General features: G+C 54.6%; 20 protein-coding genes. 9 read left to right on the forward strand and 11 right to left on the reverse strand.

The window, feature by feature from the left end; translation table 11 throughout:
• Positions 1–196 precede the first annotated feature (196 nt).
• Positions 197–406: a hypothetical protein gene (locus K9B37_RS21770; RefSeq protein ID WP_224315643.1), complete on the reverse strand. Its 210-nt coding sequence runs from the start codon at positions 404–406 to the stop codon at positions 197–199.
• 1,271 nt (positions 407–1,677) lie between these two features.
• Here K9B37_RS21770 and K9B37_RS21775 point away from each other — a divergent pair.
• From K9B37_RS21775 to K9B37_RS21785, 3 genes are read left to right on the forward strand one after another with little or no spacing between them, the layout of a single operon-like run.
• Complete coding sequence (locus tag K9B37_RS21775; RefSeq protein WP_224315644.1) at positions 1,678–2,841, forward strand: ABC-three component system protein; 1,164 nt, start codon at positions 1,678–1,680, stop codon at positions 2,839–2,841.
• Complete coding sequence (locus K9B37_RS21780; protein WP_224315645.1) at positions 2,838–3,326, forward strand: three component ABC system middle component; 489 nt, start codon at positions 2,838–2,840, stop codon at positions 3,324–3,326. The genes K9B37_RS21775 and K9B37_RS21780 overlap by 4 nt, the downstream gene beginning before the upstream one ends.
• A 2-nt stretch (positions 3,327–3,328) precedes the next feature.
• Positions 3,329–5,281 carry a DUF3732 domain-containing protein gene (locus tag K9B37_RS21785; protein WP_224315646.1) on the forward strand — a complete coding sequence of 651 codons (1,953 nt, stop codon included), beginning with the start codon at positions 3,329–3,331 and terminating at the stop codon, positions 5,279–5,281.
• A gap of 21 nt (positions 5,282–5,302) precedes the next feature.
• Here the strand turns inward: K9B37_RS21785 and K9B37_RS21790 are convergent, their stop codons facing one another.
• Positions 5,303–5,479, reverse strand: a complete 177-nt coding sequence (locus K9B37_RS21790; RefSeq protein ID WP_224315647.1) for a hypothetical protein — start codon at positions 5,477–5,479, stop codon at positions 5,303–5,305.
• Between the two features lie 93 nt (positions 5,480–5,572).
• Between K9B37_RS21790 and K9B37_RS21795 the strand changes: the two genes are divergently transcribed.
• Positions 5,573–7,018 (forward strand): protelomerase family protein, encoded by a 1,446-nt coding sequence (locus K9B37_RS21795; protein ID WP_224315648.1) that lies wholly within the window; start codon positions 5,573–5,575, stop codon positions 7,016–7,018.
• A 13-nt stretch (positions 7,019–7,031) separates the two neighbouring features.
• Here the strand turns inward: K9B37_RS21795 and K9B37_RS21800 are convergent, their stop codons facing one another.
• From K9B37_RS21800 to K9B37_RS21840, 9 genes are all read right to left on the reverse strand, one after another.
• Positions 7,032–7,820, reverse strand: coding sequence for a DUF5131 family protein (locus K9B37_RS21800; protein ID WP_224315649.1), 789 nt, complete (start codon positions 7,818–7,820; stop codon positions 7,032–7,034).
• 32 nt (positions 7,821–7,852) lie between these two features.
• The gene (locus tag K9B37_RS21805; protein ID WP_224315650.1) at positions 7,853–8,203 is read right to left on the reverse strand and encodes a hypothetical protein; all 351 of its coding nucleotides are present in this window, start codon (positions 8,201–8,203) and stop codon (positions 7,853–7,855) included.
• Positions 8,204–8,269: 66 nt separating this feature from the next.
• On the reverse strand, positions 8,270–9,043 hold the full coding sequence (locus tag K9B37_RS21810) for a hypothetical protein (protein ID WP_224315651.1): 774 nt from the start codon (positions 9,041–9,043) through the stop codon (positions 8,270–8,272).
• A 64-nt stretch (positions 9,044–9,107) separates the two neighbouring features.
• Positions 9,108–9,386, reverse strand: coding sequence for a hypothetical protein (locus tag K9B37_RS21815; RefSeq protein WP_224315652.1), 279 nt, complete (start codon positions 9,384–9,386; stop codon positions 9,108–9,110).
• Complete coding sequence (locus K9B37_RS21820) at positions 9,383–9,742, reverse strand: helix-turn-helix domain-containing protein (protein ID WP_224315653.1); 360 nt, start codon at positions 9,740–9,742, stop codon at positions 9,383–9,385. The genes K9B37_RS21815 and K9B37_RS21820 overlap by 4 nt, the downstream gene beginning before the upstream one ends.
• A gap of 22 nt (positions 9,743–9,764) precedes the next feature.
• Positions 9,765–10,319, reverse strand: a complete 555-nt coding sequence (locus tag K9B37_RS21825; protein WP_224315654.1) for a hypothetical protein — start codon at positions 10,317–10,319, stop codon at positions 9,765–9,767.
• A gap of 4 nt (positions 10,320–10,323) precedes the next feature.
• Positions 10,324–10,644: a hypothetical protein gene (locus K9B37_RS21830; RefSeq protein ID WP_224315655.1), complete on the reverse strand. Its 321-nt coding sequence runs from the start codon at positions 10,642–10,644 to the stop codon at positions 10,324–10,326.
• Positions 10,641–11,087, reverse strand: a complete 447-nt coding sequence (locus K9B37_RS21835; protein ID WP_224315656.1) for a hypothetical protein — start codon at positions 11,085–11,087, stop codon at positions 10,641–10,643. The genes K9B37_RS21830 and K9B37_RS21835 overlap by 4 nt, the downstream gene beginning before the upstream one ends.
• Entirely contained in the window at positions 11,084–12,100 is a 1,017-nt protein-coding gene (locus tag K9B37_RS21840; RefSeq protein ID WP_224315657.1) for a M23 family metallopeptidase, read from the reverse strand. The genes K9B37_RS21835 and K9B37_RS21840 overlap by 4 nt, the downstream gene beginning before the upstream one ends.
• 127 nt (positions 12,101–12,227) lie before the next feature.
• Here K9B37_RS21840 and K9B37_RS21845 point away from each other — a divergent pair, with 127 nt between their 5' ends.
• The 5 genes from K9B37_RS21845 (at position 12,228) to K9B37_RS21865 (ending at position 15,401) form a co-directional block, all read left to right on the forward strand.
• A complete protein-coding gene (locus K9B37_RS21845; protein ID WP_224315658.1) occupies positions 12,228–12,599 on the forward strand; it encodes a hypothetical protein in 372 nt (123 codons plus the stop codon).
• A gap of 147 nt (positions 12,600–12,746) precedes the next feature.
• A complete protein-coding gene (locus K9B37_RS21850; RefSeq protein ID WP_224315659.1) occupies positions 12,747–13,112 on the forward strand; it encodes a hypothetical protein in 366 nt (121 codons plus the stop codon).
• 39 nt (positions 13,113–13,151) lie between these two features.
• On the forward strand, positions 13,152–13,622 hold the full coding sequence (locus K9B37_RS21855) for a HigA family addiction module antitoxin (RefSeq protein WP_224315660.1): 471 nt from the start codon (positions 13,152–13,154) through the stop codon (positions 13,620–13,622).
• A gap of 167 nt (positions 13,623–13,789) precedes the next feature.
• Positions 13,790–14,173 carry a helix-turn-helix domain-containing protein gene (locus K9B37_RS25000; RefSeq protein ID WP_224315715.1) on the forward strand — a complete coding sequence of 128 codons (384 nt, stop codon included), beginning with the start codon at positions 13,790–13,792 and terminating at the stop codon, positions 14,171–14,173.
• A complete protein-coding gene (locus K9B37_RS21865) occupies positions 14,166–15,401 on the forward strand; it encodes a type II toxin-antitoxin system HipA family toxin (RefSeq protein WP_224315661.1) in 1,236 nt (411 codons plus the stop codon). Before K9B37_RS25000 ends, K9B37_RS21865 begins: the two co-directional genes overlap by 8 nt.
• Position 15,402: the final 1 nt, after the last annotated feature.

Here is a 15,402-nt window from a genome sequence, read left to right on the forward strand (position 1 = left end):
GTTTTTGTCACACTCTATGATTACTTGATTTAATTAAATAATACTTGTTTGTGCTGATCTATACTTACTTTCTACTTCGCTAGATCTTGCAGATATACTTTGACTTTACTTTGGTCATTCTATTTAATTAAAATCTGTGGATTGTGCATTTTTGTTAAATTGTCTGCCTGTTTAATTTAATTGTGCTTGCCTTCTGCTATGCTTGCTGTAGTTTAATTAAATAGATAGTGCGTTGTATCGAAAGGCTTTTCTCGTGCTCGATCTCTCGCCTCGCTTCGCCTGCTCCAATTGCGGCGCTGCCCTCGCTGAAACCGAACTCCTGCCCGTCGCGGATCTCGAACGGCGCATCGCTCCCGGTGAACGTGTCCCCGATGGCGAGTGCCCGCATTGCGGTGCTCTCTGCCATCAAAGCCGCTCCCGAACCCCGACACCGCCGCGCCGGCGAGCCGCCTCAGATCCAGCCCCAACCCACGACGATGCACAGCGCATCAAACTGGCCTGCCAGCTCCTCCGAGACGCCACAGCACTCCTCAGACACGCCGGCGCTCCACGCGCCGCCCTCAAGGCCCACAAAGCCCATAAATCAGCCGAAGGCGCTCTCAGACACGCATCCGCCCTCGCTGCACGGGCATCGGAGAGAACACCCCCGGCAAAGAGCCTTCCGGAGGCCCCAAAGCCCGTCGACGAGCTCGATGAGCAATCAGTAACGGCCATATGGGGCCTCAGATGTCCACAATGCGGCTTCGATCACGGCATCCGCATCAAGCTCACCGCCTGGGCCGCTCTCACTCCTGAAGGAACCGACCCCGACAGCGACCACGAATGGTGCCCCGAGTCTCCAGCTTCGTGTTCCGAATGCAACGCATTCAGCGGAATCGTCAAGGATTTCCAAGTCAAAGAGGACAAATAAGCCATGGCCCCTCAGACCGACACCCAAGGTAAAGGAACGCTCGACCTCACCGCGATCACAATCGCTTTCGTCGGCCTAGCCGCCTGGGTCAGTACTTTCTGCTTAATCTGGATGTAAAAGGTACACAAATGAACAACCCGAAACTCTATGACGAAGTATTAGAAATGTTTGGCTTCACTAAAGGCCAGAAGGTGAGGATGCTTGTGAAAACCATAGGCTGCGATGAGGAAGATGAGGAGCGCACGTTTCCTGTAGGAGCAGTGGGAGAAATTTGCTGGATACATTATTATGGCCCAAAATAGGGCTGGGCATTTATCATCAGTATCGAAGATCAAATTACAAACGTCTTCGATGAGAGCGATGGACTTCCCGACTCAAAATACTTTGAGCCGATCGCAGGAGAGTGACGAAACACGGATCTCGAACCACTTCGGCAAGGATCCTAGTGGTTAAAATCTAACACTTGGTACCCGACCCGCGATGCCCAGCTCCAACTCAAAGCGGAAGTTGGGTGAACGGCAGCTTCGTGCCAGTAGTTGACCTTCCTGCAACTCTATCGAAGGTCGTGAATGGGGCCGGCAGCGGTCTGTCCGGTCTTCGGAATGATGGGCGAGCTAGCTGCCATTCGTTTTTGCTGCATCAAGCGGTGGTGTGAATTCGTATATTTGACGCCCGCACTTGAAAAGGATGTTAGTTACTTCAAGCGCGTCTTGTGCAACTAAAGCTTTTAGTTAGCGTGTCTCGGCGACGAATCTTTCCGGGGTACGATGTCATTGGACGAATATCCAAAACTCAAAACTTCAGTGCCAGGGCAATATCTTGGATACGGCCTTCAGCCGGTTCGGCTTTGCTACTATTTGATGAGTGTCGCAAATGGTTGTCGGGTGTCGCTTGAGCAGCTTGATGACATCGCGATCCACGATGCGTCCGGCGGGCTGATTTTCGAGCAGTCCAAAAGTGCGTTGTCTGGTAATCCCGCTTCGGACCGATCAGCAGAGCTGTGGAAGACCTTATCGAATTGGGCGTCACTGCCCACATCGCTCTTCAATTCTGCGATTGTGTTCCGATACTACGTCACGCCCTTGAAGATCGGCGATCTCGTTCGCGATTTGCATGACGCCAACGATGCTGACAAAGCGGCACTGCTACTCAAGAAATTCAAGACGAAAACCTTCAAGGGGAAGAAGGGCGTCGGCGTGGAGCCGCTGATAACAAAATTTCTCGACGCCGGCGACGAAGTTTGCCTCAAGGTGATTAGGCTCTTTGAATTGCGTACCGAGAAAGATCCAATCGACGCGATCCGGAAAAAACTCCTCGTGACACTCCCCGAAGAAAGCTTGGATCAGTTCTGTGCTGCCGCAATAGGAATGGCTAAGACTGACGTCGAGAGCCTAATTCGCAAGAAGAAGGCACCGATCCTGGACGCGGTCGCGTTTCGGGGAAAGCTAAGAGCGTTCATCAGAAAACACGATTTCTCGAAACTTCTTGTCCCGGCCGCGGGCGAGCCGGCGCAGAACCAGATTGCCGATCTTCTCAGCAGGCAGCCAACTTTCGTGCGCCAACTTGCGGCCGTCGAGGCTTCGGATACGCTCCTGACAACGGCAGTTAGCGACTTTCTTCGAACGATGGCCGATAAGGTCGCTTGGGCGGACATAGGGAATATCGTCGACAGCAGTCTCGATGAGCTCGACCAGTCGCTCGTTCGCCATCATACTATGACCTCTGACGAGCTTGCGGACACTCATGGGCATCTGGACCCGCCGCGATGGGGGCGGCAGCTTTATCGTAGGTGCGCTGACTTGAAGATGCCATTGGAGGGGCAGACCCTTCCCAGCTACTTCGTTGCTGGAGAATATAACTGCCTTGCCGACGACCGTAGGGTCGGTTGGCATCCGGATCATAAGTCCTTGTTCCCCCCAGAGGCAGCATGATCACCACCACTCTCTCGACGGTGGCGCTAGTCCAGAACCCTGCGCTGGGAGCACTGCTTTTGTGGCGGTTTGGGAAATCGTATCAGGAAGAGCGGCTGGTCGAGGCTGCTCAGTTCCACTCATTCTTTGTAGTGCTTCCGCTACTTTACCATGCGCCCACGCTCGACCGAATCCGGTCCACCTACGATTCTTCCGGCCTTTCACAATTCACGAAAAAGCTGGCCGAGGAGCGCGAGCTTCTGATCTCAGTACAGGAGCGCGCCCTGAAGATGCGAGAGCTGACGCTGTCCTCAGTGGGGGCGGCTATTTCCAGCGGACTCATGCACCTCTCCTACGATACAGGCAGGCTCCGGAGTAACGAAGCGCGTCCTCCAAAACCGCCCGAACGGTTGAAGTATCACGCCGCCGGAGCGGACAAGCTCGGTCACTGGTTCGGCAGGCTGACGCTCGATCAGGCCTTCGCACTTTTGTGGGTAGAACCCTAGACATGCATTTTCAGATTTTGAGTTTGATCCTCTGGCCCAAGGCTAATCATCGACCGCGTGTCCTAAATTTCGAACCCGGGATGGTGAACGTCATCACGGGCGCATCGAAAACCGGAAAATCAGCGGTCATTCCGATCATTGACTACTGCCTGGCATCGGGAAAATGCAGCATCCCGGTGGGGACTATACGAAAGACATGCGAGTGGTTTGGCATCGTCGTTGATACCCTTGAGGGAAAAAAGCTCTTAGCAAGACGGGAGCCGGGCGAAGCAAAGCAGACGGGGGACATGTATCTCCTCGAAGGCGATGAAATCGACATTCCTGATCGGATCATAGAAAAGAACACGACGGCGGACATCGTGAAGCGGAAGCTCGGAGAACTGTCCGGTCTTTCGCGACTCCGTATCAATCCGGATGCCGATGTGGCCTATCAAAGTCGCGTAAGCTTTCGCGACCTGATGGCTTTCAACTTTCAGCCCCAGTATATCGTCGCGAATCCGCTGGCTCTGTATTTTGGAGCCGACACGACTGAACACCGAGAAAAACTAAAGGCCATATTCCCTTATGTTTTGGGCGCTTTGACGCCGGAAATGGTTGCTGCGCGTTGGGAGATCGATCGTCTGCAGCGTCTTCTTCGGCAAACAGAAACCGCTTTGTCTACGGTCAAGAAAGCAGTCCGGGCATGGCAGGCAGAAACCAGCGGTTGGATTAGACAGGCGCTAGAACTCGGGCTTCTGCCGCAAGGAACGGCGATACCCGAAGATGACCCTAACCGAACGATCGATCTCCTCCGTGAGGCTACGCGCGCCGACACTCGAACATCATTCGCGACTGTTGACACAATCGAGCCCTCGCTGCGTCAGCTCGAGCTTCTGCAAAACCGAGAATCTGAAACCGCTGCGAGGCTTTCCGTCCTCCGGCAACACCTTGGAGAAGTGGAACGCCTTGTCGAGAGTAGCAGAAAGTACGGTGGCGCTATTCGAATCCAGAAGGACCGGCTGGACATCGCGGAATGGCTCAAGTCTAGGACGGAAGCTGCCAATGACCCGATAGCGGCGCTTGCGGATGGCCGCGAGAAAATCGACGCGCTCGTGCAGGCCCTGGCGGGGATCGAAATCCAGTTGCGTACACAACCGAGCCTGTCCGACACCTTCGACAATGAACGTCTACGGATCAGGTCGGACCTGGACGTCGCGACGAAAGAGTTGGTCGCCGTTCGCCAAGAGATCACGATCCTTGAACGCCGATCTGACGAGGTCAGGGAAGCAACCTACCGAAGAGACAGGGTCGAGCGTTTCCTTGGCCGCCTGGAACAGGCGCTCGAAACGTTCGAGCGCGCAGAGGACGGTGGCGCGCAGGCGGAAGAAATTGGTCGTCTACAGGGACTGATCGACGAGCAAAGGGCAATTTATTCCGAGCAGCAGGTGCGTAGGCGGACCGACAACGCGCTTCTGTACGTTGCGAAAATCGCGGCCTCTATCCTTCCTAAGTTGGATGGGGAGTGGCCAAACGCACCGATTGAGGTCTTGATTGATGACCTGACTGTGCGCGTCGTGCATCCCGACCGCAAGGACTACCTATGGGAAATCGGCAGTGGTGCAAACTGGCTCGCCTATCACGTCGCGGTAACGCTGTCGCTCCAGCGTTTCTTCCGGGAGCTTCCCGATCATTGTGTTCCGGGCTTCCTGGTTTACGACCAACCAAGCCAAGTCTACTTCCCGTCGGGATTTGACAAACCGGGCCGGGACGCACCGGGTCGAACGCGCAATCAGGACATTGCTGCCGTCCGGGGAGTGTTCTCAGCCATCGCGGACGAGATCGTTCTGGCGAAGGGCCAGTTGCAGGCAATTGTACTCGACCATGCCGGCGCTGACGTTTGGGGAGAACTTGTTGGCGTCGTGCCTATTGCCGAATGGCGGGATGGTGACGCACTCGTTCCGGATTCATGGCTCTAACCACTAGTATGTGTCAGGGTATCAGGGAGATGACCGAAGCTCATCAATATATTTCAGGAGGAGTTCTCCCATATCCTTGTCGGTAGCAGCGCCGACCTCCTGAGATCTTCCAAGCCAGGCTCGGATCCAATCTGCAACGAGCACCAAGGGATCTTCAGCAGTTTCGGACTGCTCTACATCGGTGATTTTCAGCGACATTGGCGCCTCGCAACCAGAGTTTAAATAAACTGCACTTGCGCTGCCAAGGATAGTCAGATAATTTAATTAAAGTCAAACGGCCAGAGAGTGATTATGGCACCGCGAGCCAAAATTGGACGCCCTTCTACAATTCAAGCCCAAATCGAATCTTTCGTCGAAAGGCTTCGTGCTGAACCCGAACGTGTCGGTGCGCTCTGGGCGATTGAATGGCTGTCCCTCGCAAATCGAGCGATCACGACTCGGACAGTTTATATCTCCCACTATCGTAACGCGGTGAAGACTGCGCTGGGAAAGGATCATCCGGCCCTTGCCGTAATCAGGGCAATGGATCGAGTGTCATCTGACCCACTCCGCACCTATGAACCTCGCGCCTATGGCGGGCGCAAGAAAACCCGCGCTGATCGAATCGAACGTTTCGCAGAGGCTGTCTCAGAGGCTATCGACGAAGCTGCACCAAAAAAGCCTGGCAAAGCCAATACCAGGGCGAAAGCTGCACTCGAGAACACGGTGCGCTCGCTCTGGGATGCCGAAATGGCTGAAATGATCGCCACGCTGAAAGAAACCACCATCCTGACGACAACCTCCGCTTATCGGAATGCTCTGAGGGAGAAGGGTGTGGATGACGAGGCGCTGCTAGCGCTCGTAACCCCGCCAGTGGACATGCAGAAAAGCGTGACGACGGCATATCGAGATCGGGTTATTGAACAGCATCACGATCTTGTAGCAATTCCTCAGTGGGATGCTATTCGATCGCGCGCAGAGGACCTGTTGCCGAAGGCACCAGGGACGTGGGCATCGCTCGACCTCGACGCAAAGAAAGTGGCCGAAACGATCGATCGCTATCGCGCAGTCCAGATCGGCCTCGCGCTCGGTTTCCTGACGGGTCGGCGACCGTTCGAAGTCTTCTGCCAGGGCGAGATAGAGCCTCTATCGCTTGATGCTTCGGCCGGGTCTGTAACCTCCACCAAGGTTGGGCGTGGATTCGATAATTGGCATGTACTCTTCTCCGGCCAAGCCAAGACTCGCGGTCGGGATGGGACAGCTTTCGACAAGCAGTTCGCGATTCCTGTTCTCACGAAGGCAAGGGATGTCATCTTCGGATGGAAGGCGCTTCGGTATAGTGAACCAGGCCAGGTTTGGCAGAAAATGAGTCATGCTGAATTTAAAGCGGACTTGCTCATTAAGCAGAATCCGCAATGCTTGTGGCCTAATCTACGTGATGAAATATTTGAGGATCTATGGCCGAAACCTCAGCCTGACGACACAAAGCATATCTCGGATGCAAAGATCCTCAAGTCGAACAACATTCGTTCGTTCTATGCGGAGGTGGCAGATAACTTCTTCCGGCCGAAATCCAAGACAAAGTCAGCATACTTTGCGGATATCCTCGGACATACCGAAAAGGATATCGAAACGGCCTCCTCTTACATGAGGTACTATCTTCCCGATCAGAAGACGACCGGGCCGACCAGGCGGGTAAAGCGGCAGCTTTCTGCCAAAATCGAGGCGGCAGCAGATCAGCGGGCCGCTTCAAACTGAACCTTCTGTAAGGTCAAAGTGGAAGATCAGTCGGAAATGACACGCGCGGCATCTGGCGCACCGCCAAAGCATCAGGCCATTCGTCCCAATTTCCGCCCTTACGGTCGATCAGCTTGAGGTCGATGGGATTCGCTCCCATCTGCTTCACGAAAACCGGTACCATTGCCCTGCGTCCTTGCTCGATCAGGCTCAATGCCCAATGGGGATTGAAGGGACGAGCTCCATGTCCGCTCTCGCCGCCTGTGATGATCCAATCGAGGCTATCAATCCATGGGGATAGGTCGATTGGTCCGATCTGCGGCTCAATGGACAGTCCGATCCATGCAACAGTCGGCTTGAGAGATGTCAGCTTGCTAATATCCCTGTCGGCTTCATCCTGATTCACCACTGTCGCGATGAGCCCGCAATGCCGGAAGTTGAGCTCCCAATCGATCGGCAGCATCTTCTTGACGTTGCCGACGCGCTTGGTAACGAACTGCCAATTGAGGTTTCGGCACTCACGCACCAGCGCCCAAAGGCGTTCACGCCATTCATCCGGCACTTCGTTGTCAAATATGTCAGCCATGGATGCGCAGAATACCCAAGAGCGCTCGCCTGTCTTCGCGGCTTCACGGTTCCACTGACGCGGCTTTGACCAATCCTTGACCAGCCGGCGCGGCATTCCTGCTCCCCAATGATCCCCGCCAACGCGCCTGTCGAATGTCTCGGCATAGCATCGATCGCAGCCTGGGCCGACCTTCGTGCATCCCCACCAGGGATTAAATGTGTGCTTCGTCCACTCTATCGCGGTGTTTGCAGCCATCGATTGATGGTCCAGTTTAGGAAATGACAGACTTAGTGCCAGTAGAGAACGATGGGATGCTCTGGCGGCATCTGTGCGAGGTAGGCCCAAGCCGCTCGGTTCTTCCAGTTATCTTTCACCTCATGCTCGCTCGCCAAAGTCATGAGGCGCGCTGCAGTGGTCCATGTTAAGCGGGTGCCGAATGGCGTCTTTTCCAACCTGCCATAACCTTCCGCGTCATCAGACGTTCTGGCATGGTAGCAGCGCAAAGGCTCAGGAATCTCCGCTTGCTCAAGTGCCTCAATCTTGGGCCAGAATTCATCCCTCCGTTCCAGACCGATCCCATCATGGGCGGCCCAGGTGCCGGGGCTAAGCAGCGGCAACAATTTCAGATCAACGCCCATGTTGATTCTCCCAGGTAGGAACGCCGAGCCTTAATTCTGGGCGCATAATCTACGTTCCAAACCTTATCACATTCCTGCCGTGGGGATGTGAGCGATGGTGGGAACGTTCCCGCATCCCAACCATATTGTGTCGAAACCAAGCTGATCCGTTTCGATTACAGGACCTGACGCTGCTGGTGGAGCGATGCGCCAGGCGAAGCGTGTGATGTCATCCGGCCTCGTGAGTGCTTGTCGTTGACCGGGGGGAATCCAGATAGCTTTCGAACTTCCAGAATAGGTATTACTCTCGGAAACTGATCGATCAGAAAACCTACTTTTCTCCCAAACAAACCAGCTGTAGCTCGTTGCTGTCTCAGCATTCGGATTCCAGCGTCCGCGAACCATGGGCAAGCGTTCCACGAATTGAGCAACGAGAGTGGGAGGGCAATCGCGGAAGAGTCTCTTGTAACGTTTTTGCCCTTCCTTCCAATTCGACCGTGCAAGTACGGCAACGCCAGATTCGGCTTCCTCAAGTGCCTTTAATGTAAATTGAAGAGCGGACTTGAAGGGTGGATTGAAGATAACCCAAGACGGCCTTTGAGGCAGGGACGGCATTGTAAGATAATCTGCCTGTATGGCTCCAAATCCGTAGTTTGCAATATCGCTACAAACGACCTCGCCGGCGTACTCTGCAAGCACGTCGGACATGATACAGCGTCCGCAGGATGGCTCATGCACAAGCCCTTTTCGAATTTCGTCACGCGCCTCAAGGGAGAGCACGTGTTCAAAAAGGGAACGTGTTCCCCACGGGGGTGTAGGAAAATCATCGAGATCATTTAGGGAGCTAATGCGGCTGTTCATGACCGCATCGCCACCCTTCGTTCGCGGGGGTTTTGTCATGACTTACTTCTACTTTGAGGACAGCTTATTCGTCATAGCCTACCCCTTCGGTTGTGACTTTCCAGCCTTCTCTTACGACCAAGCGGTCAATGATCTGGTTGGCTTCGAAGTGGTCGATATTGCGAAATACGGCATGGCTAGCTACTCGCCTGATAAACTCCATGCCCAGGCCGTCGCGGGCTCTATTGAGCTGGGCTTCGCGCAATTTGAGACCGCCGTAGCTCTGATGATCGAAATCGGCTTTAGTGGCTTGAACACGACCATCGCTGTCGGTCAGAATGGCGATCATGCCTTGCGGTTTCATTGTACTTCAGCTCCAAGGACATCGACTAGATTTTCGATCGCCGCGCGGTGTTTTGGAGGTAGCTTCGCCAGTTTCGAGGCCAACACCACATCGACGGTTGGGATGTCATTTGGAAATGGCTCTCCCCCGAAAAACCAGGAGAGAGAGCACTTCAGCTCCTCGGCAATCAGCATCAGCCGGCCTGCCGAGACCCTGTTCGCTCCCTTCTCGTATTTCTGGATCTGCTGGAATGAGACACCAAGCCGGCCTGCCAGCCACTCCTGAGATTTGTCCTGTACGAGGCGGGCCTGCTTGATCCTTTCGCCAATTCGTAGATCGATGGACCCAACTCTCTTTGGATGTTCTGCTACCTGCATTGTAAAACTCCTGAATTCAGACCTACATGATCTGGCACAGCTGATCGAACCCCACTCCGAATCCGATCGTGTTCCCGATGATTTTGGCCGCATCATTGATGAAGAAGCACAGCGTGCCGCCAACGAAGTACGTAATGGCCTGCCCTGTCCCGACATTCCTTGTCCCGTTAGCCATGCCCCACATGATCGCAGCCGCGTGAAACAGCCCTGAGGCCCCAACGATCATAAGGAATGCGGAAATCGAGAAGTGAACCTGCTTGCAGTAGCCGTCGGCTCGCGTCGGGACATAGGACAACAGATTAGCTGTCTGCTGCCCTCCAAGGACAAAGGTATTTGCCGATTGCCACAGGATCACCGGAGCCACCATAAGGGCCGCTCCGAGCACGATTTTACCAATGGCCTCTCCATGACCGACACCGCCTCGCGCATGATACGGGTCGCTCGCGATGGCATAGAGATCCTTGAGTCCCCCATACCCAACGAGCAATCCAAAGAGGCCCATCAAGATAAAGATCAGCTGGACGATCAGAGGGAAGGCCGTGGAGAGATTATTCAGCACCGTTCCAAGGTCGTTCATGACGTCACTTCTTCTGGGCCTTGATCACGGTGTTCAACTGTTCGATCACTTGATTGAGTGCCGAGATGCTTTGGCGCTGGTTCTTTTCCAGCAGTTCAACCCGCTCTTCCGCCTGAGAGAGCCTTCGTCTCAGAACCTCGATTTCAATGGCCGATATATCGACACCTTTTTGAAGAATCGGGTCGTTGTATTTTTCCAGATCCGCTTGGCTCCGATCGGGAACGTACTTCACGATAGGCGCGATTGAGGTTGGGGCATTAACCGGATCTGCTGCCCATGCTGGACAGGCGAGACAGATCACCATTGCGGCAACAAGTGTTCTCATCGCACGGCTCCGCACCAGGCCATCTGATGGTCGTGGCTTTTGCCGTCCATGCCTTTCAGGGACATCGTAAAGCGCTTATCGGACTGTATTCTGATCTTGATGCGCTCGATCGTTGGCTCGTCGGAGCCGTCTTCGTCGTAGCAGCTGCGCTCGATGTCCCATTCCTTGGGACCCTGTTTCTGAGCCGATCGAACCTCACAGGTGAAGTCGAGGCCAGCCCATTTCTTGGCGCTGATGAGCTGCGCCTCATCAGAGCTGCACGATTCCCCGGCATGGACGTATCGTCCCTCTTTTAGAGGGAATGAAGCCTCTGAGGTGGCGGCAAAAACCTTCCCTACAGCGATTGCAACGGCTGAAATCATCGCGAAGACAACCGCGAGTGTCAGGATCCACTCAACCGTATGGGTGGCCTTCGCCTGAATGTTTGCTCTCCAGTTCGTCATTTTCCTTTAAGCTCCCCCAGAATTAAGAGACCAAGAGCCACATCGAGCTCTCGCCGTCCGGCTCTTGCCTTTTGTGTCGACATCTCGAGTCCCGCGTGGCCCTGTCGTGCGATGTCTGCGTAGAAACTGCGTTCTGAATTGTTGACGGTATCGGTGGCGTAGTCGCTCGTTCCGGCTCCGCCGATGAGAGTCGACCCCATCCCTTCGCTCTGTGAGACGCCGCCATTGCTCGAATACGGTGACGACTGCCACTCGTCAGAGGACACCGAGCAAGATTTCGGGAGCGTCATACCGTCGGGTCTCGACATCTGCCCGCCATAGGCGCTCAGCACACCGGGCCTAAACTTGATGCGATGATGCAGGAAGGGCTCCGGGTTGACGAAGTACCAGGCGTCAGGGACGGCACTCGATATTTCCTGAGACGTCAGCGGTTGAGAGCCTTTCGTTCCGCCATTACCGCCTCTCGATGCCCATACCCGCGAGGAAGTACCGCTCCCTCTTAGAGCATCCCCACGCATGAGCATGCCAAGGTGAATGTGGACAGCATTGGCCCCGCTCGATCCCATCTTTCCTACTTCGGAGTCGGGATTAATCGACTTCCCGACTTCGGCATCTTTCCCGAAGCGGTCGAGGTGCATGTAGATGAAACGCTGATTTCCCGTTTCGGTAACGACGTAGTTTCCACCACTGCCAGATCTGACGAGCTGAACCTTCCCATTGACGCCGGCGTAGATCGGGTCGCCACGCCCAGCGCTATTCACAATGTCCAAACCCTGGTGGAAGCCGGCACTGGCACGACCGGTCCTGTCGACGCCGTAGGGGCTGGTGACCAATTCACCACCCTCTGACCAGGACGGCCTTAGAAGGCATGTCCCGCTGGCCCCACCGCCACCTTCGGTTACGGCAAGAGCCGTGGAAGCTCCGAGGGCAACGAGAACAACAGCAGCGAGGGATGAGCCGGCCAGGCTACCGATCTCGCCCGTCTTCTCAGCCTTCCAATCGCTCAGTAGCATCGCACCACATCCAGATAGGGTTGATCACAGATTGTCGTATTTTTCAGGGTACTATTTTTTGTTGAACATATTTCCGATTTGAGACAATATCCAGTCGAAATTTTTCCCAGAAAAAAAGGAAACAGCGATGACGGTCGATCCAAGAGTGATCCAGGATTTAAAGCGCGAGCTTCCCCCAGTCTTTAGAGGAACTGCGACTTTGTTGCATCGTCTTGTTGACATCGCGGAGCGCGCACAGGCTGCGCGCCGCTCCGTTTCGGTCGAAGCTGATGGTCGCCGATACGTAGGCCGCTTCGAACTCGACGATGTTGAAGCCGACGGCTTCGCGACCGTCGAATGGTCGGACGACCTGGCTCGATTCCAGATATCGCTGTTCGATATCGGTCTGCTTTACGAAGCGAGAGGAATTGAAGATCCTAGCGATGTGAATAATGTTGCGGTTGCGCGGAACGAATTCTCTTCGGAGCTCCGGTCCTTTCGAGATTCTATTGGGGTTTAGTGGCTCATGTCGCTCTGGAAGAAGGTTCTCCTTCCCCGATCACCCCTCAGGCCTCACGGTGAAACAGGCGGCGCCTACAAATGGGCACGCGATAAGCTTGATGCCTTTACTAAGACCAGAGGGTGCCCGTCCTGCGGAAAGGGGCTGGTGATCGAGCGGCCAATCGACGACAGCACATCCTCCACATTCCTCACCTGCAGCAGCTGTGGCTTTGAAGTCGATGTTGGGCCGGTCATAGAGGCCGCTTCTCGTCAGGTCGCATCACTGGAGAAGTCTGCGCGCCAATTACAGGTCGTGGCTATCTGCTTGACCGCTCTCGCCGTGGCCCTCGCGATTTCCTTGGGAAACCTATTGACCCTGATCGGAGGAGGCGTTCTGGCCCTGATGATCATGATTCAATCGCTTCTCTATCAATATCGGGCCTGGCAGGCGTCCCACGGGCGTCTTTTTGAAACTCAAGCCCCAATCCTTGAATTTCTTCGCGCTGCCTCAGGACGGACGAAGCCGAAATGATAGAATCTAAATTTACCGGGAACGTATAGGAGCACGGCAATGGTCTCAAAACTGCCAGGTCCGTCCCCGGTCTCTTACATCCCGTCACACGCCGAATTGGTCGAGTACATCAACGGCCGTCGGGACGGGAGCGATGGTGCGCCCATTGCCGGCACGCTCTACACTGTCCTGCCTCTCCATCCGGGACGCATTCTAAAGGGCATTATTGAGGATAGCGGGCTGTCGATCGCGAGGGTGGCGCATATCTGTCGGATCAGGCGGGCCACTCTCGAGCAGATCATCCTTGAGCGAAAGCCTATCACTGCAAATGTCGCATTACGGTTGAGCCGTTTCCTGCCACAGACCGCACCCGTCTTCTGGATGAACGTGCAAATCTCTTACGATCTTGCTGTCGCTCGAACCTCATCCGCCACGGAGTCGGATCTCGATCGGATCGTGCCATTTTGCCGATCGAGGCCTCCTCATGAGCTGCGAAGTAAGATTGAGGCTGTCGCTCGCGAAGAGGCTTAATTTCTTACCCGTGAAACTTTTGAGCGATCTATTTTTGTAGATCAATAGTCAGTTTAGATCTAACTTTCTATATCAAGCCACTTGAATAGTTGATCTATTTTCATATATCATACGGATAGAGTGATATATAGAGATAGATCATGAGCCATTCCATAGGCCCCTTTCTGATGGCCCTAAAGACGGCACGTGAAGCGCGTGGTTTGAGTCAACGTGAGCTGAGTGCCAAATCAGGCGTTCCACAGAGCCACATCTCAAAGATTGAACAGGGTTCGGCCGACATACGGGTATCGAGCATGTTGGCACTCGCACGCGCACTTGATTTGGAGCCAATGTTCGTGCCGCGAAAGTACGTCCCGGCCGTCGAGGGAATGACAAGAGAAGCGACCAGATCTGAGGTGCTAGGTATCTCAGCTGCCCGTGCCGCTGCCTCAGCGAATTGGGCATACGCTCAGGGTCTAAAGTTTAACGGCCGCGCTCTAGGACCGCCTGAGGAGAGCCAGAACACTCAATCATGGACAGCCTCAACGCTTGAGGACGACGAAGATGCCTAACGTGTCAGTTCTGGAAGTTCTCCTGCACAATACGCCGATTGCAACGCTTACTCTGCTACAAGGTGATCGGGCGATCTTTGCATTCAATCAGTCCTACATAGACGATTTAGAGCGATCGACCCTTAGCCTGTCTTTCTACACTGGATCTGGCAGTCTCATCACAGAGACGAGGCCCACTCAAACCGTGCTGCCACCCTTCTTCTCGAATCTTCTTCCTGAGGGGCACATGCGCTCATATCTCGCTGAGCAAGCGGGTGTTAAAGAGCAGCGCGAATTTTACCTTCTGTGGGTCCTCGGCCGAGATCTTCCTGGTGCCGTTACCGTCCGTCCTGCCGATGGCGAGGCCTGGCCGCCAAATGCGAGAGGAGAGGAGCCCGACGCCAAAGAACAAAAACGTAGAGAGCACGTTCTACGCTTCTCCCTGGCGGGCGTTCAGTTGAAGTTCTCTGCCGTGAAAGCCGACGGGCGAGGACGCGGCCTTACAATCCCTGCAACAGGCGTGGGTGGATCCTGGATCGTCAAGCTCCCAGCGGCTAACTACAGTGGTGTACCGGAGAACGAGTTCAGCATGATGACGCTCGCCAAGAGCATCGGCATGAATGTACCGGAAGTCCAGCTCGTCGACCTGGAATCCATCGAGGGCCTGCCCAAAGGCATCGAAACGATTGAGGGCAAAGCGTTCGTGGTTCGTCGCTTTGATCGTAGCGCTGAGGGTGCCATCCACATTGAAGACTTTGCACAAGTGTTCGGAGTCTTCCCTGGGGATAAATACGATAAGGGCAGCTATCGCTCGATCGCTGAGGTTCTTGGTATCGCTGCTGACGATGAAGACGTAGCGGAGTTCATAAAACGCCTAGTTTTCAATACGCTGATCGGGAATGCGGATATGCATCTCAAGAACTGGTCACTGATCTATCCTGATGGCCGCAACCCCCACCTCTCGCCAGCCTACGATTTCGTTTCGACGGTGCCCTATATCGATGATGAGAGGGCAGCACTGAAATACGCCCGCAAGAAACGGATGAATGAGCTGACGGCCGACGAGCTGCGTTCGCTCGCCGGCAAAGCCAGGCTGTCGGAAAAGCTGGTCATGGATGCGGCAGCCGAGACCGTCGAGAGATTCAAAGCCCTGTGGCCATCAGAGAAGAAAAATCTCCCTCTGACGAAAAAGGTACAAGACGCGATAGAAACACACATGCAAACGGTCCCTCTGTACCAGGAGTGGTGAG

Source organism: Microvirga puerhi, assembly GCF_020089865.1.
Taxonomy (GTDB): Bacteria; Pseudomonadota; Alphaproteobacteria; order Rhizobiales; family Beijerinckiaceae; genus Microvirga; species Microvirga puerhi.